Annotated in this window: 30 protein-coding genes and 4 pseudogenes; 3 read left to right on the forward strand and 31 right to left on the reverse strand. The window is 46.2% G+C overall.

Annotated elements, in window-relative coordinates; genetic code table 11:
* Position 1: 1 nt before the first annotated feature.
* The 12 genes from GPK94_RS10450 to GPK94_RS10505 all read right to left on the reverse strand — a co-directional run bounded on the left by GPK94_RS10450 (position 2) and on the right by GPK94_RS10505 (position 5,589).
* Positions 2-202 carry a hypothetical protein gene (locus GPK94_RS10450; protein ID WP_215655729.1) on the reverse strand — a complete coding sequence of 67 codons (201 nt, stop codon included), beginning with the start codon at positions 200-202 and terminating at the stop codon, positions 2-4.
* 87 nt (positions 203-289) lie between these two features.
* The gene (locus GPK94_RS10455; protein WP_215655730.1) at positions 290-1,027 is read right to left on the reverse strand and encodes a hypothetical protein; all 738 of its coding nucleotides are present in this window, start codon (positions 1,025-1,027) and stop codon (positions 290-292) included.
* Positions 1,014-1,298, reverse strand: coding sequence for a hypothetical protein (locus GPK94_RS10460; protein ID WP_215655731.1), 285 nt, complete (start codon positions 1,296-1,298; stop codon positions 1,014-1,016). The genes GPK94_RS10455 and GPK94_RS10460 overlap by 14 nt, the downstream gene beginning before the upstream one ends.
* Entirely contained in the window at positions 1,298-1,627 is a 330-nt protein-coding gene (locus tag GPK94_RS10465; protein ID WP_215655732.1) for a hypothetical protein, read from the reverse strand. The genes GPK94_RS10460 and GPK94_RS10465 overlap by 1 nt, the downstream gene beginning before the upstream one ends.
* Positions 1,624-2,106 carry a hypothetical protein gene (locus GPK94_RS10470; protein WP_215655733.1) on the reverse strand — a complete coding sequence of 161 codons (483 nt, stop codon included), beginning with the start codon at positions 2,104-2,106 and terminating at the stop codon, positions 1,624-1,626. Before GPK94_RS10470 ends, GPK94_RS10465 begins: the two co-directional genes overlap by 4 nt.
* Positions 2,107-2,196: 90 nt before the next feature.
* Complete coding sequence (locus GPK94_RS10475; protein ID WP_346728016.1) at positions 2,197-2,859, reverse strand: hypothetical protein; 663 nt, start codon at positions 2,857-2,859, stop codon at positions 2,197-2,199.
* Between the two features lie 2 nt (positions 2,860-2,861).
* Positions 2,862-3,407, reverse strand: coding sequence for a LemA family protein (locus tag GPK94_RS10480; RefSeq protein ID WP_215655734.1), 546 nt, complete (start codon positions 3,405-3,407; stop codon positions 2,862-2,864).
* A 27-nt stretch (positions 3,408-3,434) separates the two neighbouring features.
* Positions 3,435-3,989, reverse strand: a complete 555-nt coding sequence (locus GPK94_RS10485) for a hypothetical protein (protein ID WP_215655735.1) — start codon at positions 3,987-3,989, stop codon at positions 3,435-3,437.
* Between the two features lie 134 nt (positions 3,990-4,123).
* The gene (locus tag GPK94_RS10490; RefSeq protein WP_215655736.1) at positions 4,124-4,306 is read right to left on the reverse strand and encodes a hypothetical protein; all 183 of its coding nucleotides are present in this window, start codon (positions 4,304-4,306) and stop codon (positions 4,124-4,126) included.
* Positions 4,307-4,546: 240 nt separating this feature from the next.
* The gene (locus tag GPK94_RS10495; RefSeq protein WP_215655737.1) at positions 4,547-4,969 is read right to left on the reverse strand and encodes a hypothetical protein; all 423 of its coding nucleotides are present in this window, start codon (positions 4,967-4,969) and stop codon (positions 4,547-4,549) included.
* A complete protein-coding gene (locus GPK94_RS10500) occupies positions 4,969-5,220 on the reverse strand; it encodes a hypothetical protein (protein ID WP_136890807.1) in 252 nt (83 codons plus the stop codon). Before GPK94_RS10500 ends, GPK94_RS10495 begins: the two co-directional genes overlap by 1 nt.
* Before the next feature lie 33 nt (positions 5,221-5,253).
* Entirely contained in the window at positions 5,254-5,589 is a 336-nt protein-coding gene (locus GPK94_RS10505; RefSeq protein WP_215655738.1) for a DUF6431 domain-containing protein, read from the reverse strand.
* A gap of 86 nt (positions 5,590-5,675) precedes the next feature.
* On the opposite strand from GPK94_RS10505, the gene GPK94_RS10510 reads away from it, so the two are divergent.
* Entirely contained in the window at positions 5,676-6,926 is a 1,251-nt protein-coding gene (locus tag GPK94_RS10510; RefSeq protein WP_346728017.1) for a tyrosine-type recombinase/integrase, read from the forward strand.
* A 202-nt stretch (positions 6,927-7,128) separates the two neighbouring features.
* Here the strand turns inward: GPK94_RS10510 and GPK94_RS10515 are convergent, their stop codons facing one another.
* Positions 7,129-7,365: a hypothetical protein gene (locus tag GPK94_RS10515; protein ID WP_215655739.1), complete on the reverse strand. Its 237-nt coding sequence runs from the start codon at positions 7,363-7,365 to the stop codon at positions 7,129-7,131.
* Between the two features lie 143 nt (positions 7,366-7,508).
* On the reverse strand, positions 7,509-8,543 hold the full coding sequence (locus GPK94_RS10520) for a hypothetical protein (RefSeq protein WP_215655740.1): 1,035 nt from the start codon (positions 8,541-8,543) through the stop codon (positions 7,509-7,511).
* A 555-nt stretch (positions 8,544-9,098) separates the two neighbouring features.
* On the opposite strand from GPK94_RS10520, the pseudogene GPK94_RS16080 reads away from it, so the two are divergent.
* Positions 9,099-9,671, forward strand: a pseudogene (locus tag GPK94_RS16080) (DUF1837 domain-containing protein); the annotation flags it as partial.
* 45 nt (positions 9,672-9,716) lie between these two features.
* Here GPK94_RS16080 and GPK94_RS10525 read toward each other — a convergent pair.
* From GPK94_RS10525 to GPK94_RS10575, 11 genes are all read right to left on the reverse strand, one after another.
* On the reverse strand, positions 9,717-11,225 hold the full coding sequence (locus GPK94_RS10525; protein WP_215651972.1) for a recombinase family protein: 1,509 nt from the start codon (positions 11,223-11,225) through the stop codon (positions 9,717-9,719).
* 89 nt (positions 11,226-11,314) lie between these two features.
* On the reverse strand, positions 11,315-11,491 hold the full coding sequence (locus GPK94_RS10530) for a hypothetical protein (protein WP_165483719.1): 177 nt from the start codon (positions 11,489-11,491) through the stop codon (positions 11,315-11,317).
* Positions 11,492-11,624: 133 nt separating this feature from the next.
* A complete protein-coding gene (locus GPK94_RS10535; RefSeq protein WP_118709570.1) occupies positions 11,625-11,828 on the reverse strand; it encodes a hypothetical protein in 204 nt (67 codons plus the stop codon).
* A 508-nt stretch (positions 11,829-12,336) separates the two neighbouring features.
* Positions 12,337-12,759: a sigma factor-like helix-turn-helix DNA-binding protein gene (locus tag GPK94_RS10540; protein WP_154259463.1), complete on the reverse strand. Its 423-nt coding sequence runs from the start codon at positions 12,757-12,759 to the stop codon at positions 12,337-12,339.
* Positions 12,760-13,199: 440 nt separating this feature from the next.
* Positions 13,200-13,661: a hypothetical protein gene (locus tag GPK94_RS10545; RefSeq protein WP_118596908.1), complete on the reverse strand. Its 462-nt coding sequence runs from the start codon at positions 13,659-13,661 to the stop codon at positions 13,200-13,202.
* A 7-nt stretch (positions 13,662-13,668) separates the two neighbouring features.
* Entirely contained in the window at positions 13,669-14,448 is a 780-nt protein-coding gene (locus GPK94_RS10550) for an ABC transporter permease (RefSeq protein ID WP_002594767.1), read from the reverse strand.
* Positions 14,449-14,450: 2 nt separating this feature from the next.
* Positions 14,451-15,236, reverse strand: a complete 786-nt coding sequence (locus tag GPK94_RS10555) for an ABC transporter permease (RefSeq protein WP_215651974.1) — start codon at positions 15,234-15,236, stop codon at positions 14,451-14,453.
* On the reverse strand, positions 15,229-16,155 hold the full coding sequence (locus GPK94_RS10560; protein WP_117476073.1) for an ABC transporter ATP-binding protein: 927 nt from the start codon (positions 16,153-16,155) through the stop codon (positions 15,229-15,231). The genes GPK94_RS10555 and GPK94_RS10560 overlap by 8 nt, the downstream gene beginning before the upstream one ends.
* Positions 16,156-16,289: 134 nt before the next feature.
* On the reverse strand, positions 16,290-17,207 hold the full coding sequence (locus GPK94_RS10565; RefSeq protein ID WP_117658091.1) for a HAMP domain-containing sensor histidine kinase: 918 nt from the start codon (positions 17,205-17,207) through the stop codon (positions 16,290-16,292).
* A gap of 5 nt (positions 17,208-17,212) precedes the next feature.
* Complete coding sequence (locus tag GPK94_RS10570; RefSeq protein WP_215651976.1) at positions 17,213-17,905, reverse strand: response regulator transcription factor; 693 nt, start codon at positions 17,903-17,905, stop codon at positions 17,213-17,215.
* Positions 17,898-18,086 (reverse strand): helix-turn-helix domain-containing protein, encoded by a 189-nt coding sequence (locus tag GPK94_RS10575; RefSeq protein ID WP_117567335.1) that lies wholly within the window; start codon positions 18,084-18,086, stop codon positions 17,898-17,900. The genes GPK94_RS10570 and GPK94_RS10575 overlap by 8 nt, the downstream gene beginning before the upstream one ends.
* A 147-nt stretch (positions 18,087-18,233) precedes the next feature.
* Between GPK94_RS10575 and GPK94_RS10580 the strand changes: the two genes are divergently transcribed.
* On the forward strand, positions 18,234-18,599 hold the full coding sequence (locus GPK94_RS10580) for a helix-turn-helix transcriptional regulator (protein ID WP_004064252.1): 366 nt from the start codon (positions 18,234-18,236) through the stop codon (positions 18,597-18,599).
* 169 nt (positions 18,600-18,768) lie between these two features.
* On the opposite strand, the gene GPK94_RS16085 is transcribed toward GPK94_RS10580, so the two are convergent.
* From GPK94_RS16085 to GPK94_RS10615, 6 genes and pseudogenes are all read right to left on the reverse strand, one after another.
* On the reverse strand, positions 18,769-20,391 hold the full coding sequence (locus tag GPK94_RS16085; protein ID WP_252192567.1) for a relaxase/mobilization nuclease domain-containing protein: 1,623 nt from the start codon (positions 20,389-20,391) through the stop codon (positions 18,769-18,771).
* Positions 20,392-20,670: 279 nt separating this feature from the next.
* A pseudogene (locus GPK94_RS10595) lies at positions 20,671-21,462 on the reverse strand (conjugal transfer protein TraE); the annotation flags it as partial.
* Positions 21,461-21,889, reverse strand: a pseudogene (locus GPK94_RS10600) (hypothetical protein); the annotation flags it as partial. The pseudogenes GPK94_RS10600 and GPK94_RS10595, both read right to left, overlap by 2 nt.
* A gap of 9 nt (positions 21,890-21,898) precedes the next feature.
* Complete coding sequence (locus tag GPK94_RS10605; protein ID WP_117613993.1) at positions 21,899-22,321, reverse strand: SpoVG family protein; 423 nt, start codon at positions 22,319-22,321, stop codon at positions 21,899-21,901.
* Positions 22,322-22,364: 43 nt separating this feature from the next.
* A complete protein-coding gene (locus tag GPK94_RS10610) occupies positions 22,365-23,231 on the reverse strand; it encodes a CD0415/CD1112 family protein (protein WP_005927637.1) in 867 nt (288 codons plus the stop codon).
* A gap of 40 nt (positions 23,232-23,271) precedes the next feature.
* Positions 23,272-23,355 (reverse strand): annotated as a pseudogene (locus GPK94_RS10615) (Maff2 family protein); the annotation flags it as partial.
* Positions 23,356-23,415 lie beyond the last annotated feature (60 nt).

Genomic DNA, 23,415 nt, shown 5'->3' on the forward strand with positions numbered 1-23,415 from the left:
ATTAGAATTTCAGCTTTTCGTTGATCTTCGCGATTTGCTTCTCAGCCTTTTTCTGAATCTCGGTGTTCTCGGCCGCGATTGCCAGGTCAAGGATTTCCTGCCAGTCTTCTAACTGGTCAAGCAGCATACCCTTGTACTGGTTATCTGTCATACCCACAGAATCACCACCATCCAGAAGGTGAGAATCGTTGCGTTCAGCCATAGCCTAACAACCTCCTTCCATAATAGGCGATGTACTTTTTGCGCATGATTTCTTTTTTATGATTGTATCATAACAGCCGGAGTGGTGTCAAACGGCAGTGCCGGTAATCAACGCAGAATAAGGCAGACTTTCAATCCGGTCGCAAAGTGTATGCCATTCATCGAGCTTGTGATGCCGACGGGATTTGTAGATATTGGCCAGAACCTCATAGTTCAGCATGACCGTCCGTTTCTGATTGTAGGAACTTGGGAGAAGCTGGATCATCTGCCACCAAATATCCTTGGCGGGGAGGCCGGTGTATTCCTCAGTCTTCGTAGCTACAAGATATTTTTCGCGATAGTGATTTAGCACATCAATCGTCATGCCAAGGACTTCCATGGGCCCCGTATCTCTGTGATCGGTTCCTCCGATTTCAATACGGACATCGAGGTCATCAACCAGATGCTCGTGACTGAAATCATCCAGTGTAAATTCCTTTGCTGCGATTTTGTGCATCGTAGAGCAGGAATTGGCGACTGTACCGACCTTATAAGTGTCAAACTCTTTCCACCAGTAAAGCGGGGCAGTGATGTCGAGATAGACGGTAATCATTCGCATGAACTTACGGTGATCGGTGCCAGCGTTGCGAAGAGTCATCATCAGCTTTTGATCATTAGGACCAATGCTAAACTCAGCGTCATCAAAGTGACTAACCGTGATGCATTCGACCCTCTGTTTTCCATAATCCCAATGGCTATCACTCTTTTCCCAAGAGTTTTTAGGGTTTCGCATACCACGAATGGCGTGCTCCCAGCCCATAACCTCGGTGTTTTCAATCTTCAGCATTTGCTTCTCCTTTCCTTAACGCCTCGTTGTGCTTTACAAGTGCACAGAGATTGGCGTTCTCCTCATCGCAGAACTTGATAGAAACAGGGTCAACACGGCGAACACCATCTTTGAATTCAACAATGCCATAGACCTGTCCAACAGGGTGTCTACCACGAAGCAGACTGGTGCCAACAACATTACTCCACTGCTCCCAAAGATGAAAATATCCGAGTTCACCTTTGACTTCACAAAGGCGTGTTTGGAACTCAACCATTTTAAGCCGGGTCATTACAAACCTTCTTTCTGTTGGCCGCGAAGAACCTCAATGCAGTCGCAGTCAACCGTAGCAGCTTCGACATTCATAGCAGAGAGCATCATCTGAAGCTCGTCTACGAGATACTTCTCGCTCTTACCAAGGCCGCCGCTTGCGAGAAGACGGATATAGTTCGTCACCGTGATGGGAATAGGAATTTTCTTACCCATCTGAGCAGCGAGCAACTGAATGTAATTGGCCATCGGATAGGTAGCCACAACGATGGTGGCACCGGTCTTTTCAGACATTTCAATGAGCATAGTTGTTTTGCCGCTTTGCCGTTCGCCGATATAAATGGTGCTCATTTGGAAGTCTCCTTTCTCGTTCTTGCCAAGACCTTCTTTGCCTGAGAAGTGGAGCCAAAGACTCGCTTCGTAACGGCAGCACAGAACCCGGCATAGGGATCATTGTCATCACCCTCGCCGCAAGAAACGATAGTCTTTGTTCCGTCGAGCCATAACACGATCGTTTTAGGACCACTGAAAATGACCTGCTTTACGCCGAGTGATGCCCTGGGGGCTCCGAAAGTGAAGTTGAGGAAAGCCTTAGCAAGAGCCGCGGGCATGATTGCATCGTTATGTTTCGGTGTATCAAAGAACGAAGGTTTTACATTTTCTTTCTTGAACCAGAAGAGTCCATAGCCGCTCGCAGGGTTTTTAAGGTCAGAGAACTCAACCCCGACTCGATTATCTGCAAGTTTCTTAACTATGCCGAGTTTTCCGGCGTATTTACCTCCATATTCGTCGCTGCGTCTAATACTGACAATTGTACCAATACCTGCCATATTTTTTTCTCCTTTCTAAATAGATTCTCATTCGAGCCATTCGTTTTCTCGTTCATAGAATTTGAAAACTATTACGCCGGTTCCTATAATTCAAAATATCCAGAACACAACAGTGCTAACGCCTTTCTCCAGTCTTTCAACAGTCTCATCAATGGTTAAACCTTCATAGAATGGGCTGTTATCAGAGATAGTGTTGTCAGAAAGGGTTGTAAAGATGGTTCCTGTATGTGTGATGCCGATACCATAATATTCATACCGAACGTGACCGGATTCGTATATGGTGTCAATGTATCTCGTTCCGGGTAGTTCAAATTTGGAAATTGGAAAAGTAGCTTCACAGAAAGAAACAGTCGATGCTGCTTTTGACTCTTCTCCAGCATAATCCCAACTCCAATAGGTTTCGATGGTATATGTGGTGTTTCCGTTTGCATCCGTATGTGCAACTGTGCGAGTATGCATCGTATAGCGCTTTTCGATTTTCTCGACATACATATAGGAGCCGTCAATCTCTGGATAAGAAACAGGGTCAACTGCTTGAAGTGTCCCGTAGACGAATGCGTTCCCAACATTTGTTCTCATGCCATAGGAAAACATCTCTTGACTATCAATTTTGACCGCCTTGTTATAGACCTCATTTCTATCCATTTGACGTTCCGTTATTTTGGCCGAAATAAGAATCCCGACCAGTATCATGACGGCAATAATCGAGATACTGGCCAGAACTTCTCTTTTTGTAATTTCAAAATTACGCATAGTCAATCTCCGAATAGGTTCTGCGGAGCATCAACGGGAGCATTGTAGTCGAGGTAGGCATAGCTTTGCGTTTCATAACCGAGAATATTGAGAAAGAGACGAGCAGGAAATTGCCGTACATAGCGATTGTATTCCTTGACCTGCTTGTTGAAATTACTGCGGTATTCTGCAATCAGGTTCTCGGTGATGGAGAGCTCATTCATAAGTTCCTTATAGTTTTCGTTTGCCTTGAGCTCTGGATAGGCCTCGGATACAGCAGTGATAGCTGTTGCAACATTTTCAATATCTCCAGAACTTCCGCGTCCCTCTACAATGGCAGTCAGAGTTTCGGCCTCGTGCTTATCATATTGCATGACACAGTCGGCGAGGTTGTAGACTAAGTCAACTCGCCGTTTTTCCTGAACGCGAATATCAGACTGTGCAGTATTGACCTGTTCTTCCAAGGTAAAGGCATTGTTCTGAGTGCCCTGCACAGCAAAAACGCAAAGAAGGACAATCGCCAAAATGCCAGCGAGAACAATGAGAATGAGTTTGGTATCTTTTTTCATTAGGTTTCTCCTTTCAAATATCAGTGGTTACTTTTTGTCGATCCTGTTGGCTTTCCGCTCCTCGTACTCAGCATGCTCGATGCGAACCATGCCGTCCGGACCATCTTTGAAATATCCATTCAGATTAACGACCTCGCCATTGGGAAGAATAAGCTGGAGATAGCCGACGGTATCGAAGTCGCCATTTTTCTCATCGGTCAGAAACTCTTCGACGATGATCTTGAACTTCTTGTCCGCCGGGAAGTACGGAAGCGTGATCGGATACATCTTGTCGATAAGGCGAGTACCGAAGCCGTTTCTGAACGGAATATCAGGGCTTTCTTTGTTGATGAGCTGAACACGGTTGACATCCGAGTAAGTGACCGTACCGTCCTCGGCGACATCCTTAAACAGGCTACTCATGCGCTTGCACTGGAAGTGCTGGATATCTGTGCCTAATTCGAGAAACAGAAATGGTTCGCTCGTCGGGTCAGAACGGTCGATCCGAAGATTGCCGATGGGAATGTACCTTCGCCGAAATATAAGCGTTCCGACTACAAGCCCGATGATAATGCCGACAACAATGCCAATGATGAGTTCCATGTCATACCTCCAAAATGATTTTTCAGATTTTTACCCCGGGCAATTTTCCAGATACCAATTTAGCATCTGATCCTGTTACCCGCGTGCCGGAAAATATAAAAAAGAAAGAGCCGCTGACAACGGCTCAATCTTCTTTATTTTGCAATGTGTTCTTCAAGATACTTGAGTAATCTTTTTGCTTCATCGGTCGATAAAGATGCCAACACCCAACGTTCCCCATCTATGATTTCTCGATCTTTACAAGCAATTATAAAAGGTCGTTCGTCGTTATTTTCCTTATCAAACCGAAAATCTAAATTTTCAAACATAGTGTCCATAGAAAAACACTCCTTTCCATAAAGGGGTTTGCTTAATCTGCGGAACTGTCCTCGTAGACCGTCCGTTTTCTCAGAGAAGACCACGGAATGTATCTTTCTTCTCGGCAGACAGGACACCAGAACCGACTGGTCTTTCCACCGACATCGACCAGCTCGTCACTGTCAGCTTCCAGTTTGCTCCCGCAATTCGGGCAGTTGAAGCGGTAGCATTGTCTGACCGCCACATTCACAATCCGCATCTCAATCACGCTCCTTACTCAGCAGCCAGAAGAACCGCCGATACAAGTTGTAGTAGACCTCGCGGCAACAGGGGATGGCATACTGCATTTTCAAGGCATTGTAGGACAGACCCTCTGTGACCCCTCTCAAAATATAAGGATAGAGGTCACCGTCCGTACCAATGGCAGCTTGCTCGACCAGTTCCATCCGTTTGGCAAAGGATACGAGGGATTCCGCACACCTTGCAGTTGGATCGCTCCGTACTTGGCCACTTTTGACGAAAATATCAAGGTCGTTCGGACGGCTGCTTAGGCCAAGCAGAGCATTATAGGCTTTCTTCCAAATCGGATACTGGAGGCAGAAATGCTTCAGTTCGTAATACCGGTGCTTGCCGATCCAGTATGGATTTTTCTCAGACAGCTCCGGACGGATTTCCGTTGCCATTATTGTCGTTCTCCTTTCCACAAAAATCCTGTCTCCTCGTAGAGACGCTTTGGGGAGATGTAAAAGTTGATACGTCCATAGCGTGAATCCATCTCCTCGATGGTGGTGACTAATTTTCCGCTGCGAGTGGCTTTGCCAATCGGGAGCCACCCTGAGACGATGCCGGCGCGGACCCATGAAGCATCTTTGCCATACACACGGGCCGCAACAGCCACGGGGACGGACCCCTGAGGGAACTCTTGCTCGTTCATTGGCGTTTACCTCCTTTCAACGGCTATTCTAAGTTAGCAACTGCGCTTTGTTAAAACAACCTCGGTGGTCCAGTCCTGAGCTTGCCATCGGACCATCGTCATTTCGCAGGGATAGTCCTCAAAGCCGATGGTTTCGCAGGTAATGAAGCCCTCCAAAACACCGATGATGACTTCAGCCTCGTACTGTTTGTACGGAAATATCAGTTCGGGAAGCTCTCTATGTACAGAACCGCAGCGAGTGCATTGAAGCCGCCGCATGGGGATCTTCCAGGTCTTTCTTCCTTTCGTCCGTACAATCCGAGTAACACGGTCATAGTATTTCAAATCGCCGCCGCATTTTGGGCAGGTTGATACATCATTTGTAATCATATACATCGCTCCATCAAAAAATAAAGTGTAGGAATATCTTGACAACTCCTACACCATAATATATGATTACAAAGGACAAATCAACTATGGAGGTGCAACTCATGCTTGTAAAATGCCCTGAATGCGAATTGCAGGTAAGTGACAAGGCTCCGGCTTGCCCTCATTGCGGCTATCCAATGAAGCCGTCAGTAAAGCGAAAACCGAGAGCCAAAAACAATAAACGAAGACGCCTCCCGAACGGGTTTGGCCAAATCAGCGAAATAAAAAACCGCAACCTTCGGAATCCCTTTCGGGCAATGGTTACGGTTGGAAAGACTCAGGACGGCAAGCCCATTTGCAAACCGCTCAAGCCTGACTCATATTTTGCAACTTATAATGACGCATATGCAGCGCTCGTGGAATACAATAAGAATCCTTATGACCTCGGCGCCGCGATCACCGTCAAAGAGCTTTACGACAAGTGGTCGGAAGAGTATTTCAAGACGCTCAAATCGGATGGCAGTTCACGAGCCGTTACTTCAGCTTGGAAGTATTGTTCGGCTGTCTACGATATGCGAGTGATGGATGTCCGTGCCCGCCATGTGAAAGGCTGCATGGACGAGGGTGTTGCCACTGTCAGAGGGAAAGAGCAACACGCCAGCGCATCTATGAAGAATAAGATCAAGTCCTTATTCAATCTGATGCTTGACTATGCTCTGGAATATGAGATCGTCGACAGAAACTACTCGCGCACATTCAAGCTGACTGACGAAACGATCAAAGAGATCCAGAAAGTCAAGAAAGAGCACATACCTTTTACGGACGAAGAAATATCAAAGCTCTGGGAGCATGTCGACGATAAGAATTTCGTTGATGTGATACTCATTCAGTGTTATTCTGGATGGCGTCCACAAGAGCTCGGCCTAATTGAGCTTGCCAATGTAGACCTTGAGAATGGCACTTTCAAAGGCGGCATCAAGACCGAAGCTGGTGAAGACCGCGTCGTACCTATCCACTCAAAAATTCGTTACCTCGTGGAGCGACATTACAATAAAGCCAAAGAATTCGGCAGCCCGTATCTCTTCAACTGCAAAGACAAGCGCAGCGGCAAGACTGTGATGATGAGCTATCAACGCTATAAGGCCGGCTTTGAGATGATCCGTGACGAACTTAATCTTAACCCGGAGCATCGTCCTCACGACGGAAGAAAGCACTTTGTCACGGCCGCAAAGAAAGCCGGTATTGACGAATATGCAATCAAATACATGGTCGGTCACAAGATATCCGACATCACCGAAAAGGTCTATACCCAGCGAGAATTCGACTGGCTGAAGGAAGAAATCGAAAAAATAAAATAGGGTGTATTCTGTGTAGGAATGTCGATGTAGAAATAATATAGGAATAATATATGACTTACCTACATTTCTACCCTTTCAACCACATCTTACTACTGCTCAAACCATTGAAATAACAGCACTTAGCAGCGAGTAATCCGAAAAGATGTTTCTATGGTATACATAAATTGATTATCAATTATTGTGGTAACATCTGCAGAAAATTTTACTCATAATTATTTAAATTTGGATTTTCTTCCTGCAAGTTGTTTTCATCAGGCTCAGGTGGAGTAAGAATAAAATGGATTCCTTCTCCAAATTCGATATTGAAATCAACACTATACTTCCAATATATACTCGTCATGATAATGATAAAAAGCAAAACAATAACCAGTATCATAAGAAGGAAAGGACGTTTACCCAATTTACTTAAACAGGAAATATTTTTTTCTAAATCTGTCATATTTTCCTCTTTCTAAATCAGTTCTAAAAAACTGATTTCTTATTATATTCAATAAACTACACATCTGTTTCCGTATGCTGAGGCCGTTCACATATGGTCACATTTTGATGAGCAGGTTATTGTAAAAGAGGAAAAATAGAAAATTATCCAGAAATAATGCCTAAACTTCCAAGTTTTGTCACAAAATCTAACTCAGAAGTATAATCAAACTTTTCAAACATTTTTAAAATTACAGAAAAAAACTTGGTTTCAACTTTATTTCCGCCCTCCACAAATAAAATCATGTTGTTTTTGCTGAACTTGTGTACGCAATACCCCAAAACGAACGTCCATCTAATTTGGTCACACTCAGTGCTTTCTTTGGGAATAACTAAAATTGCAATTGTAGATTTATATGTGCTTTGATTTAGCGACTCAATAATGTCTATAGAATTGATGTCCACTACATTCGTATCTATTGAAAAGTTATTCAAGATTTTTGCGATAGATTCAATATATTCAGACCGTGAAATGATTGTAATCTTATTGGAACGCTTGTTTGTATTTGCGGATACATTTCTACTGTCTAAAAAAGCATTTCCGTTTTCACAACTCTTCCTAAGACGCATTAGAGTTTTGTTATTTTTTAATTTGAGTGGGAGGGTCATATATATATCTATTACTTGTTGATACTTCTTTTTTGCAATCAACCGTTTAAAATATTGCGTGACAATAAAACTATTATTCAATCTCTCACTTTCTGGACATTTGTTGTAAATTTCTTCAAATTCAGTTTCACTGGCCTCATTAAACTCAATAAGATAATTACAACATTTAAGAAGCGTTGCTGTAATATTGGGTTCAAACTTTTCTTCTGCATAGAATTTCCATGCAGCATCAAATACATTTTTTAACACGTCGATCTCTATAGCTTTTGTTATTGCTAAATCATAAGTACTAGCAAGATAGATATTATAACTCTTTAAGGAGGCGTGTTTTTCTGTTAGATATTTACTTACTTCATAAGACAAGCTTTTTTTTCCAGCTTTTCTTAACTGAACAGCAAGGGCAAAACACTTATTATTATCTTCAACATTTGCGCTATCAGCTAAGGGAACATAATACTCTCGAATATACTCTGAGGTGTTTCCTACAACTTGGTCGATTTCTTTATATAAATCGGGATCATATAGAGGCATATTGAATCTCCTTTCCTTATCTGAATTCAATAATTGACCGATAGCATATTATATTCTTAATCCCCAATATGCATATGAATTATATCAAATACGCTCAAAAACTTCAAGGCGATTAGATAAAAGCAGTTCCAAAGAGTTCCTTGCTACCTCCATCTAGTAGCAGTTGACCCAGTTAGTCCGTATCCAGGGAATAAAGATCTCATAGATGTAGATGATTATACACCATGTCTACTTGTATGTATCTGATTTGCTTCGATTTCTTTAGGTCCAAGATTAACTATCTGTAAATTCTTTGAGAATACTCGCGCGGCTCTTAGTAGTTTAGCCCTTGTTTTCGGGCAAGGATAGCATCATAGATAGTAGAATATAGTGGTAATTGGGCGCAAAAAAAGCTATATACCTTGGAGGTATTGCAAATCCTTGGTAAAAATACATTGTTACTATTGGCAATCAGTGCTATAATAAATTAAATACAACTAGTGCATATAACTGCAAAACGGCAAGATTAATATGTAATTTTCACTCAATTATGCAATTGTCGTTAGGAGAATAGATATGACATTTGAGGATATTAGAAAAAGATTAATTGACAATGATGCTTTATTTAATAACATCTATATTGTCGAACAATCATTTGATATTCTCCCTAATGACCATTCTCATTTTGGAGCAGCTATTTCTTATCAAGACATTTCGGAACTTCGCAAAGACTTTCTTGATCAGCTCATTGATACTGTGGTGGATTGGGTTTATAGTTCTGAAAAGTACGATGATTTAAAAAAAAGTTTTGTTTCTTCCGGAAAAAGTGAGGCCGCAGCAGTTTCACAGATCATTAGAAAAGCAAAACAAAAATTTCGTAGAGGAAATGACACTTTGCTTATTCAGGGGCAACTTGGAGAACTGTTGTTATTCCATTTTATTCAACATATAAAACATGCTGTTCCATTGCTCAGAAAAATGCCAATAACCACTTCATCTGAACATGAAAGATATGGAGCAGATGCTATTCACTATAAAGTTGATGGTAAAAATAACGTTATTATATTAGGAGAAGCTAAAGCTTATACAAGTAAATATCAATTTTCTGCGGCTTTTGAAAAATCATTAGAAACATCGGTGTACAAGGGGTACAAACAAGATAAAATAGAAATGAGGGGCGATAGAGCGGAAATGTCAGATTTTCCACTCTATCTGAACACGGTCGCTGGTGGCCTTGATCGTAGAGATCAAACCGTCGGCGGCTTTTCTTTTGTCGTCAAAATCTATGCTGTCCCAGTTGTCGAGATAATAGGATAACTTCTTTATCTGCTGGGGCGATATGGTTTCAACACTCAATTCGGCGATTGCCTTTGAAATGGTCTGGCGTCGGGTGTCCAGTTCTTCAATTTTTTTGTTAGCGTAGGCAAGCAAGGTCGCATTGGCTCCGGTCAGCGTCTCCAGCAGCTTTTCAATTTCTGCCTCCACCTGTGCCAGTTCCACTTGATAGGCTGTCAGTTTCGGATTGACTTTTTCCTCCCTGCCGTGGAGTATCTGAAAGTCTTTGAATTTCTCCTGCATGGCCGAGAAAATGAATTGCTCAAATTCTTCTTTGCGGATTTTCCCACAGCCCGGACAACCTTTGTTTTCCGTCCGTTTGGTACAGCGGAAATACCCGGTGCTGTTTGGCACATGGGTGGCTTTCAGCGCATACCCACAATGACCGCATTTGATTTTTCCGGCCAGCCAAGTGTTCTTCGGTTTCCGTCCCTGCTGGAAGGTGGTATTTGCCATAAGTTTTTTCCGGCATTTCAGCCATGTGTCAGAGGAAATGAGTGCTTCATGGGGAGCGATAACAAGTATCTGGTCTTTTAAGCACCTGTCCTTGTCCTCCTTCACATCCCGCCCCTTATAGAGATAGCAGCCGTTTGTTCCGGCAAAGTCAGAAGCGTCATTGACAATCGCTGCACCCTGACTCTTGAAAAATTCGTACAGCTCCAAGTCGGCCTGTGCATAAACGGGGTTTCGCAAAAGCTGGGAAAGAAAACTCCGAACCATTGACTTCTCGTAAATCTTGATACCCTGTTCCTCGAAGTATCGGGTAATATCTCCGAAGGAGGTTTCCGGTTCAGCGTACATTTCAAACATCAGCCGTACATGGTCGGCGGCTATGGGGTCGGCAACCATTTTCTTTGTACGGATACCCTCTACCACAGTAGGCTCTAACTGATAACCGTATGGTGCCTGTCCGCTCATGTGGAAACCTTTCAGACACCGGGAATAGTAGGCGTCTGTGACACGCTTCTGAATTGTCTCCCGTTCAAGCTGGGCGAATACAATGCAGATATTCAGCATGGCCCGGCCCATCGGGGTCGAAGTATCAAACTTTTCTGTGGATGATACAAACTCCACATCATACTCTTGAAACAGCTCCATCATCGTTGCAAAGTCCAGAATAGAGCGGCTTATACGGTCCAGTTTATACACGATGACCCGCCTGACCTTTCCCTTGCGGATCTCGCCCAACAGCTTTTGAAACTCCGGCCTATCCGTATTTTTACCGGAATAGCCTTTGTCCTTGAATACCCGGCAGCTCCCACCTTTCAATTCATACTTGCAAAAGTCAATCTGACTTTCAATGCTGATACTGTCCTTGCGGTCTACTGACTGTCTTGCGTAAATACAATCTTCTCTGATAAATTCCATATTGGGCTCCTTTCCTTGTTGGAATGGAGCTACCAACCTTACAACTATATTATACCATCAGCAGCCCCGGACAACAATGTTGCGAATGATTAGGGAAATCTGTCCCCATATTTTCTGAACACCTCATAAAGACAACGCTCAATTTCTTTTTTGCGCTGTGCTTTCTCCTTCGGGGGAAGTACCGGCGTGAGGCTTTCCAGCACAATGATCTTCCCTTGAAATGCGACAGACTTTGTTTCTCGTTCATAAGTGACAGCTTGCGTCATTGAAAACCTCCTTTGCGAAAGTGCGTGTATATGCCTGCCTTTCCCGCTTGTCCTGTGGGGAAATGTCAAAAGGCGACACCCAGCAGGTGCCGCCCTTTGAGCTTTCTCCACTTCGGGTCGATATGGCCCGAGGTCAGTAAGGACTGGAATGGTACTTTTCTTTGGCGTCCTCCACGCTGTTGAGGTCAAATACTTCATAAAGCTGCCCCACAACACGCCGTATATCCTTCTTTGAAAATCCGCAGTCCTCCATTGCCATAATGACATAACCGCGGCAGGCGTCATTGCTCCATTCGTCCGTTTCCAAGCCGGGGATCATTCCAAACGCATTTCCCATAAAATGCTCCTTTTTTGAAAAGATGGGGAGCCACGCCGGATCGGTTGGCCTATCATCAGACAGCATTGCCGGGGACTCCCCATAGGTTTTCACTTCATTTCAGACACATCGGACGGACATAGGCTTCATGCCCCATAGTATTTCAACTCTCCCCATTCTGATGGCAAGGCGTTCTCATTGCCTGCGACGGCTCACGGCTTGCAAGGCCGCTTCAACGCTCGAACTGTGACTAAACGCAAGTATCCGGGTTCTGCGCCTGTTCCGGTGGAGCCAGCCTTGCCCCCACCTATGGCATGAACCTGTTCGCTCGCTCAGTTTTACAAAGACTGTATTCTCTGAAATCCGAGGTCATGGCGGGTCTGTCACACAGCGCGTTCCCCTTCGTATCCGGGTGTCTTTTTATTCAATTTTCAATCTGCATGAGGCTTGTCTGAACCTCGGGTCATTGTGACCCGAAGTGTTTTACCTCTCATAAGCCATTTCATTTTTCGGCCTAAATCGGTACACCTTACAAAGAATTTTTCAAAATTTTTTCTAAGCGCCGCAGACCTCGCTCGATTGCGACACGAACCACTTTTTCATGGACGCCCTCTGCCCGGGCAATATCCTGTTTGGTCATGCCGAGAATGAAATGAGCGTAAATCCGTTTTGCCTGTTTGTTCGGCAGACTGGCAATCGCTGCATGAAGCTCCTGCATGGTCACTTTCCGCTCATACAGTTCATGGGGAGATAAGGCGACAAAGAGAGCTTCATGCTCCAGCCCGTCATCCCGATCAAGGGAATAGTAGGCTTTGTGGCGGTATGTACGCAGCCGGTACGCAGCCTCTTTACGATCAAACTCTTTGAACATTTCTGCAACTTCTTCCGATACTTCCATGAAGCAATCCGATGTATAGAATGGGTAATAGTCCCGCAAATTGATAATAGCCATATTGACCTCCGTTTCGGTTGTTGGTTGACGAGTGACCGAAGCGAAGGCGGCGGGGAGCGGCACCGGGGAATGGCTTCGGGCCAACATGACCCGAAGCAGCCCCATAAGAACGCAAAAGCGCCCGGGCGGCATGAAGCCACACGGACGCATGAAATTACATATTCATTTATATGTTGTCTAATTTCACATTCATAACCAGACTGTCCCGGAGGGGGAGCTACGCTTTTTTTAACTGGTGCAGATCATGGATACTGCGAAATAAAAAGAAGGACACGGTAAATCAACCTCCAATCGGCTACCGTGTCCCTGCAAGTCGTCATAGGTTTGTGTAAACGCAAAGAAACGGCGGCTCTGAAAATCAAAGCCGCCGTTTCAAATGGGCGTGTCAAATTGTCTGCTCTACGACGGCTTTTTTTCTTTTGCCGTCGTCCGGCAGAGTATTATTCAATATTTAATTCAATGTTTCCAGTGAAATTCTCACATTCAATGCCAATATAATTTCCACCATCAGGAAGTGTAATTGTGTCACTATAAGTTCCGGTTGCTTCAATCAATGTGACTGCTTCATCAGATCCAGAAATCCAAAATACTTTTGCAGTACCTTCCGTAATCTCCAAGGTGCAATCAATGGACAGCTCCTTACCGGCTTCTCTCTTTATGGAAGTTCCTCCGAACAAATACTCTGTACCTGAAAAGTTCGCATAATCAGCCGTATAAGTCCCTGTATAATCATCAATTCCTTTTTCTTTTTCCCCTTGCAGTGACGATTTCCCTGTCAGTTCTATGGAGCCCGCAGATTGAACCATGTTATTGTAATGATTGAGAATTTCATCTTTTGAACAGCCAGCAAGCATAAAACTTCCCACAAGGACGAATGTTAATGCTAAAACTATTTTCTTCATAAAATCATCACCAGCCTTTCTTTGGAGCTACCTTTTTGGCCTTTTTCTTTGTTTGGGTTGCTTCTCGTTCTTTCATGCACAAAATCAAGATGGCAGAAATAACGACAGCAAGCGCAAGACTGCAAGAACAGGTTCCGATATTCCAGTTGACTGCGGTATCATAGCTACGGTAGCCTACCATTCCAAGACTTGCGGTAATCGGATAAAGGTTTGCTAATGTCATATTTCCTGCGGCAAACATCCCTCCATATCCATAGACAAAAGCAATGATTACACCGACTAAAAAGCTACCTGCCCTCCGACAAGTAAGAGCGATAATCGGCAGAACCGCAAGATATAAAAAGAAATTAACCGCAGTAATCTGCAAGGCTGCTTTTAGAGCTAAGGAAATCTCAAAGCCGGGAAATCCCACAATCATTTCTGCTATGATTGTAAACAGACTGCATATCAGCCCGAAAATAATAGACAATACGCCGCACACAATCAATTTTCCGGTCAACAGTTTCTTAAAAGAGATCGGCACAGTCAGAATATTTTTCAATGTGTCATCCGTCTGCTCACGAGAAATCATATATCCAGCAATTAGGCTGATACACATCGGAAAAATCATGGACATATTGTTTTTGATGACCTGTTCTGTAAGATAGGCAAAATCCCAAACGGAACCATCATTCGCCATAGAGGTAAACAAGGTCAGCAGGACGGATAGGAGCATGAGTGCAACGCCCGCCCAAAGGATATGATACCTTTTCAATTTATAAAATTCTGTTTTTACAATGCGAACCATGTTTATTCCCCCCTCTGCTTATATAATCTGTCAATCAGTAAGAACGAAACCAATGCCATGATCCCAAGAATGAATACAACTTGAAATATTGAGGGAATTAGCCCTGTCATTTGCTCCAAGTCCATTTTTATTCCATGAGCCGCCATATCTCCCGCACTCCAAAATGTAGTCAGTGGCGTGGGCAGAAGCCATAACATAGTTTTAGGCAGTGTGTCAAACAATGCCGTAGCACTCATGTTCAGAACGCTGTAAAAGACACACAACAAAATGGAAAAAACATAGGTCTTACTGAAAAAGACAACAAGGACAATCAACGGGAGTGTTCCTGCCGTAATGAAGATCCCCGTTTCAACCGCCAAAAACAGCTTATAACCAATTCCATAAACTTCTAATGTTCCAATTCCGCAAAGAATTGTTGCAATGGTAGAAGCCACGCAAAAAACAATTCCAAAGATAAAAAGGACAATAATCTTTGCAAGTACCATTTGCGTGCTGGTTACGGGAATTGTACGCAGATTTTTGAATGTATCGTTGTCGCGTTCCATAAAAAACAGAATAGCGGCAATCACTCCGATAATGCAGGGCAGTAAAAACTGGATACCATATCCCAACACCATGTTAAATAGTCCATCGAAAGCATCTGCCCGATCCGTATATCGCTCCATCATAGAGGGCGTTGTCATCAGATAAGTCAGCGGGATTGGAAACAGGAACGCAGCCAAAATAATCAGCGGAATAAATTTCTTCCGTTTCAATTTCAAAAATTCGCATTTGATTAGTTTAAGCAATTCCTTCGCCCCCTGTCACACGCTTGAAGTAATCTTCAAGACTTTCTTCACAGGTATGTGCTTCTGATACCTCCAATCCGTTTTCTACAAAAGCAGTTACAATTTTCCCCACAGACAGATCAAGGTTGTGCAGGCGCAGATTGTGGTCGTCTTGTATGGAAAAATGGGTTTCATGGAAATTGCGTTCCAAAATTCTTGCCGCCTGTGCAGTATCAGAGAGCGTAAACCGGATATGTTTACTGCTTTTTTGCTCCAACTCAGCAAGGCTTTCTTCTTCCAGCAATGCACCGTGGTCAATAATTCCAATATCGTCAGCCAGCAAGGAAATCTCCGAAAGAATGTGACTGGAAATCAAAATAGTTTTTCCTCTTGCGTCGCAAAGCTCCCGAATAAAGGAGCGTACTTCTGCAATACCGATGGGATCGAGGCCGTTGATCGGCTCATCCAAAATCAAAAGCTCCGGATCGTGCATAACGGCAAGGGCGATGGCAAGCCGCTGCTTCATACCAAGAGAATACTGTGAAAAGAGCTTTTTATCTTTGTAGGGCAGTCCTACCAGATCCAGAGCATCTTTGATAGCATGATTGTTTGGTACGCCCCGCAGAGTAGCAAAGATACGCAGGTTCTCTGTGCCGGTCAGATTGGGATAAAAACCGGGGGACTCAATCAGGCTTCCGATACGGGGCAGCAACTTCTTTTCATTCCCTTGCAAAGACTTTCCCCAGATTTTGACCTCCCCGGAAGTCGGCTTCGTTAAGCCCAACAGCATTTTCATGGTAGTGGTTTTTCCGGCTCCGTTTCTGCCCAGCAGACCGTAAATTCTCCCACGCTTCACATGGATATTTAAGTCAGCCACACTCTTTTGTGAGCCGTATTGCTTCGTCAGATTTTTTGTTTCAATGATATAATTTGTATCCATATTCAAAACCTCCTGTTCTGTAAGGTATTCTATCATGCCAACCTTGCATTAACCTTGCCGCAACCTTGCATTAACCTTGCAATTTGAAATCCAGTAAAATGACAAAGGCTCCCGCCATAAAGACGGGAGCCCGCTTAACTCTCCAAAGGAAAAAGCAACATAAATTCAGTTCCTTTTCCCGGCAAACTTTCAACTGTTATATTCCCATCCATCTTTTCTACAAGCTGATGGACAATAGAAAGACCAAGACCGCTTCCTTTTTCAGACCGTCCTTTGTCACACTTATAGAGCCGTTCAAAAATGTGTTTCAAATCTTCCTTCTCAATTCCCACTCCATTATCCGCCAGCAGCAGCTCCATGTTATTTTCCTTCTTTGACAGGGCAATTTTGATTTTGTCTGCATGGCTGTGAGCGATTACATTTTGAATGAGATTATTGACAATCCTCATATAGCTGTCCATATCCAATCTTACCCGGACAGGCTGTTCGGGAATATCAATGTCATACTCAACCTGTTTATCCTCAAAAATCGGTATCCAGTCAATGAGGATATTTCTTGTCAGCTCTGCGGCCTCAACACTCTGGATCTCCAAAGCAAACTCGTTAGAATTTAACTTGAACCAGTCAAAGAGTACATCAATATATTCTTTCAGATCATGGGCTTTCCGGCGGGCGGTTTCAATATAATCATCCCGGTCTTTTCCTGTGACCAGCCCTTTGTGTGCAGCGTCAAGATACCCAATCAGAGTAGTAAGGGGCGTTCGCACATCATGGGAAAGGCTCGTCATAAGCTGGCGGTTGGTTTCTTCTGTCTGCCGTACAGTTGAAAGTCTGCTTTCATAGGCCACAACGATCTCATTGATTTCATAGGCAAGAGGTGCTGTCAGTTCATTTGTTGCAGATAGAATACGCCGGTTGCCATTTCCGTTTTTCACATCAACCAGCACATCGGTCATTTCTGCTATTTGTTTTTTTACACGCCGAACGAGAACGATGGAAGTCAATACAGCCACAACAGCAATCACAATGGACAAGAATACGATAATTTCCATGCCGACTACACCTCCTTATTAAACCGGTAGCCAATCCCTTTGACCGTTTGTATATACTTTGGGCTTGAAGGATTGACTTCTAATTTTTTACGAAGTCGGCTGATAATCGCCATAATGTTACTATCATCATAGAAATATTCTTCGCCCCATACTTCCTCATAAATCTGCTGTTTGGTCAAAATTTTCCCTTGATGTTTTGCACAGTACAGGAGCAAATCAAATTCCTTTGGGGGCAGTTCAAAAGTGCCGTTTGGTGTAGTAGCAGAACGATTTTCAAGGTCAATCTGCAATCCGTCAAAATTTAGCTTTTGTATGGCTCCAGCTTGCTGATTAAAGCGAGTGTAGCGGCGAATAAGAGACGCAATACGGGCAATCAGTTCATCCATATCAAACGGTTTTGTAAGATAATCGTCCGCTCCGGCCCGTAAGCCCCGTACTTTAGAAATGCTGTCATTTTTAGATGTGAACATCAAAATCGGTAAGCTGTACTCCTTGCGAATTTCTTCCAGCGTTTCAAACCCGTCCATGCCGGGCATCATCACATCCAGCACCACAAGCTGGTATTCCTGCTCTCTTAATTTTTGTAAGCCCTCTTTTCCGGTATTACAAAAATCAGCTTCTATGTTTTCTGCTTGTACGCTACGTTTAATCAAAGCGCACAGTTCTCTGTCATCATCTATAATCAGGATTTTATTCATGGTGCAACCCCTTCCCTTGTTTTGTCCGGCCATCAATCGGCTTCTCCGCAGTTTTAGGGATCAGCCAAACACCGGCCATTTTCACAGCGCCGGGGATACGCCCACCAGCACAATAATAATTTACCCTACGAGGTGTCACGCCCCACTTTTCGGCGGCCTCTTTCAATGTCATATAGTCCATTTCGCACCTCCACAGGATATATTATAGTTCTCTACCTCGAATAATACAAGTTAGAGCCTACATGGATGCGAAACAAAATACTACTTGATGTAAAATCTCATTACATTCTCATAATTCAACCAGAAATGTAGAATGATATAGGGTGATATGAGAATGAACCAAGATGAAAGAAGGTTTGACTTTCACGGCCTCGGGGCAGCTCTCAAACGAGCCAGAGAAGAAAAGGGCTGGACACAAGCCTATGTTGCGGAATTAGTAGACCGTGACTCCCGTACCATTATGAATATTGAGAACAAAGGTCAGTATCCCAGCTTCGACCTTTTTGTTAAACTCATTACTATGTTTGACGTTTCAGTTGACCAGTTTATTCATGCGGACGGAGGGGCAAGGTCAAGCTCTTGCAGAAAGCACATTGATGTTCTTCTAAACTCCATGAACGAAAAAGAGCTTGTCGTGATAGAAGCCACAGCCGAGGGCATTAAGAAAGCCAGAGAAACGGAGGTTCCAGAATAAGGGCCTCTGTTTTTTTGCGCCATTTTAGGGGCTGCCGCTAAGTGGCAAGCAATGCCTCTGTGGCCACAAGTGGCACAAAGGCGGCTTGTTGGGGCTCGCCCCAAACCCGTATCTTCGGGCCAACATGGCCCGAAGTGTCAGCGTCGCTTTGCTCCTTGTTTTCATAACCTTAACGCTCCTTTTCCTGCTTTCTTCCCGGTTCGGTGTAGCCCATCAGAGTGTCAATGTTCGCTTTGATCGTGACGAGCTCCTGCATATCCCGTCGTGCCTTTTGATATTCTCCATAGAGCTGTTTTTTCTTTGCTGTGAGCTTACGGCCTTCTTCCTTCAGCACATCCATTTTGGGGAGCTTCGCCCCGCCCAGCAGAGAGCGCATTTCCGCTTGTGCAGCCCGGTACAGTTCAAGGTCGGCCTCATGCTCCGCAAGGAATTTCCGGCTGTACTTCGTCGCCTTATACTGCTCAAAGACTGGACGGGTTTTGGCATACTGAACCGTTGCGGCCTTTAGCCCGGCATTGGTTTTCATGGCCTGTTCCGTCTGCTTGATCTGCTCGGAAATGGCATGAAAACGGTCTGCTGCCTCGGTGGCTTTCTGTGCCAACTGCTCATAATCGGTCAGGTTATTGTCCTGTATATAGGCAAGAGCGGCGGCCATCTGCTTAATGTTAAATACCTTCGCCCAGCGTTCATATCCCGGCCCCTTACCGGCAGCCAGCTTTGCTTGAATATCCACCGCCAGACTGATTTTCCGCTCCGAGCGCCCGGGGCGTTTTTCTTTGCCCTCAATGGCGGACAGAACATCTTGCAAGTCGTAGCCGTCCCCCAACGTGGAGGCACGCAGACGGGTGAAGCGTTCCTGTCCCTGCCCGGTCAGCCGGAAGCTGATACCGCCGCCCCGAACCGTCTTGACCTCATACCCGGCCCGCTTCATCAAATTGAGAAATTCGTCCAAATCAGCGGGGCGTTCCGCCAACGCAGTATCAATGGCAAGGCGCAGCCTGTCCTGATAGGAAAGCGGCCCTTTCCGGTCTTTCTGCCACTCTCCATAGTTCCGATACTTGCCCTTGCTCCGGGGCTTCGGGTTCTCCACGATGGATACCGCCGACACAAGAAAACAGAGCAGCAACAACAGGAGCAGGACCAGCACCGCCACGGGATGACGGGTCACAAACTGCGCCGCTCGGCGGGTCGCAGTTCCCGAAGCGGCAGCGGTTTTCTTTGCGGCCTTTGCGCCCTGTTTTGCAGCCGCCTTTGCTTCTTTGGAATACCGGCGTTTCAGTTTCCATTTCTGCTGCACACGGGAAAGCGGATTGCTGGCAAGTTCCGGGTGCTCGGAGGCCATCTTTTGAAAATCCACATTGGCCCGGGCTTTTATATCCTTCCGTTCCCACTTTGCCACCTTCCGGGCTGGGTGTTCCCGCCAGCGGCGTTTGGCATAGCGGGTCAGTTTCCGGGCTCCGGCCTCTGCGGCCAGCTCGGATTTATGGGCTCCTTCCACACCCACATTTTCATGCTCAACCTCGTGTATCTTGTTGTGGACATAGAACCACGCTTCTGTACGGGCTCCCCGGACTGCCTTTTTTGCAAGCCCCGGCGGCTTCTTCGCTGCCCGTTTTGCCTCGGTCTTGTCCAGTTTCTCCCGGGCCTTTCCCAGCTTTTCCCCGGCGTGTTCCGCTTTTGCCTGTGCTTTCTGGTACTTGTCCTTTTTGCTCCCGGCCTTCTCGGCGGAGCCCTCCGGCTCCTGTGCCTTGCCGGTATCCTGCGGCCCGCCCGCTTCATCTTCCTGCCTCATGCGGTCAGAGGGACGGCTTTTCCGGCTGTCCTCTTGAAACTTGCCGCTTTTGGACTTCAGGCCATCATGGCCCGAAGGGCTGTCCTGTCCGGTATCCTCGTCCTCAAACCGCAGACGCCGGGATGGTGCGGGGGAAGGTCCTTCCCGTTCAGCCGGTCCGGGGCGATTGCCCCCGGTATCCTCCGTCGGCTCCGGCCTTTGAAAATTCCGTTTATCCGGTTTCTTTCCGATGATGTATCCCTCCTTTCCAAACCTCGGGCCATCATGGCCCGAAGTGTGTTATGCCCGGTTCATTTCCTGTTTTTTGTCCTCCGGGCGGGTGGTCATAATGGCGTACAGCTCGGTATTCTGCGGGAAGCGGTCAACAAACGGGATGGTGGTATTCCCGAAGAACAGCAGCCCTTCGCCGGAATTGGTATGGGTCACATAGGAAAGCTGATGGGGGCTGATCCCAAGCTGTTTGGCTAAAATCTGCCGGTCGCCCTGTGCCTGCGAGAGAAGCACAAGGAAGTCCGAGTTTTCAAAGATGTTCTCGATCTCCGGGCTTGCCAGAAAATCCTTCACGTTCTGCGTTAAAGCACTGGGAACGCACCCTTTTTTTCGCAGCATTTTCCAGATCGCCACACAGTAGCTTGCCGTCAGCCGGTCACGGAGCAGCACATGGAACTCGTCGAAGTAGCACCATGTAGCGATACCGCGCAGGAAATTCATGGACACCTGCGAGTTTACCAAGTCCTGCATAATGAGCATGGCAATCGTCCGAAGCCCGGCACCCAGCTTTTTTAAGTCAAGGCATACCAGACGGCGGTTCAGGTCCACATTGGTTTCATGGTTGAACACGTTAAGGGAACCCGACACATAGATTTCAAGGGCAGTTGCCAGCCGTACCGCCTCGCCCTCCGGCTGGGAACAGAGCAGGTCATACAGGGTTTGGAGGGTCGGCATTTTGCTTGTTTCCGGGTCCTGCAAGTGTTCCCGGTACATCTGGCGCACACAACGGTCAATAACGGTACGCTCCACCGGCTGCAAGCCATCCTTGCCGCCAACGATCAGCTCCATCAGTGACAGGATAGCCCTTGTCCTTGAAGCCGCATTTTTTGGCCGCTGGGGAGAGAACGGCGGCTACCTCGTTTGCCACCATCGTTCCGCCGTGGCTGGCGGTAGATACCAAAAACACCCCCGGACAGAGGGTTTCACAATTCTGCACCTCGCCCCACGGGGAGCTTTTCGGCGCATGGAACATTCCGCCCGTCCGGCTCCGGTCTGCCTGCATGAGTGCTGCCTTTTCTAAGATGGCTTTCAGTTCCGGGGAAAAATAGGCATATTCCCGAAGGACACGGGCGGCGTCCCCGCCGCAGGCGTTCATCAACAGGGTATAGGCGTCGCTGTCCGCTTTGGTACAGCGGCCCAGCAGTTTTCCGTCGTAATAGCAGGCCGCGTCATAGCCCGTCCGTTTGCGTGGCATGGTTCCCGCCTCCTTTCTGCTTCGTGCCAGCATGGCCCGAGGTCAACGCTCTGCACTGCGGCTGGGCTTTTCCTTCGGAGGCCGCTCTGCCTTTGCCTGTTCGGCAGCCGCTTTTCCAGCTTTGAGCTGGTCGCTAATGGACGCACGCCCCACAGAGCCGCGCTCCGCCATCTGTTCCAGCTTTGCCTCATAGGCTTGCAGAACAGCAGTATTGAGCTGTTCCCGGAACTCCTTTGTGACAGGGTAGGCCATATCCCGATAGCCGCCTTTGCCGTCCGGCTGGCTGGGCATCCCAAGAAAGAGGCCCTTGCTGCCCTGTACGATTTTCAGATTTTCCACCACAAAACAGTCATTGAATTTCACGCTGGCAAAGCCCATGAGATTTTTCACAGGTTCGATGACCCGCACGCTTACATCCAGCTTTATAGGGGCGGCTGGTGTTCCGCCCGCAGTTTTTTCCTGCATGGATTTCTCCTTTCCGCTTCGGGTCAGCATGACCCGAAGTCTCTTAATGGCAGCCGAAGATGGATTTTGCAAGACTGCCTGTTTTGAATAAGGTAAAACACAGCAGCACCGTATATCCCACGCATCCCCAGATCGCCCCGATGGGGTCGCCGTCGGTGGCGATACTCTGGATCAGCACCGCATAGATGGCGACACAGACTAAGATCAACAGGCCTTGAAAGCCCACCGCAAAGAGGGAGCGGAAATAGTTCTGCCCCATGTGTCCGGTTTCCCTGTTGGGGACTGTGGCAAACGGGATAGGCGCTAAACTTGTGAGTAAATAAATTTCAATCATACGGCCATATACGATGACGAAGATCACGATGTTTAAGGCAATCATGGTAAGCTGGATCAGGAAGGACTGGAGCCAGAGTCCGAACAGAGGGCCTAACTCCATCGCCTCAAGCTCTGTCCGCAAACTGTCCAGCACATCCGGCGTGATCTCTGTCCCGTTCTGGATAATGCCCGCTGACTGCTGTATCACATGCTGGCTCACATCAAAGACCGCCAGCACGATATTGAAGGTGTTCGTCAGGATCATCACAGCCACAAAGGTTTTGAACACCCACTTAAAAAACATCCATGTGTCAACTTCATGGAGGTTGTTGCGTTCTATGAGCATCTGTATCAGCTCATAAGTCATTACAAAAGTGAGGATGACCCCGGCGATTGGCAGGATGGCAGTTTCAGAGATCTGTCGTATCATGGAAAAGACCCCGGCGTTCCAGTCCGCCGGGGTCGTGCCTACCTGTGTGGCGATCTCGCCAACGCTCTGATTGACGTTATCGAAAAGGCCGTCCAGATTTCCCATGATACCATCGACGAGCAGACCTTTCAGCCATTCAACGATTGCGTCGATGATAAAGTCCATACATCAGCTCCTTTTCTGGAAAAGGGACAACGGGTGACACTTAGCTGAACAGGCCGGACAGCAGAGGGATAAGCTGAAGGCCGATCAGAACGACACCGCCGCCAGCCATGAGCTGTTTTATCCCCAATTAGGTGTAAAACTCTGCTCGATGGCGGGCGGCGGCGTACAAAAAATCTATATGGTG

It is taken from the genome of Pseudoflavonifractor sp. MCC625 (assembly GCF_018784545.1).
Lineage (GTDB): Bacteria > Bacillota > Clostridia > Oscillospirales > Oscillospiraceae > Pseudoflavonifractor_A > Pseudoflavonifractor_A gallinarum.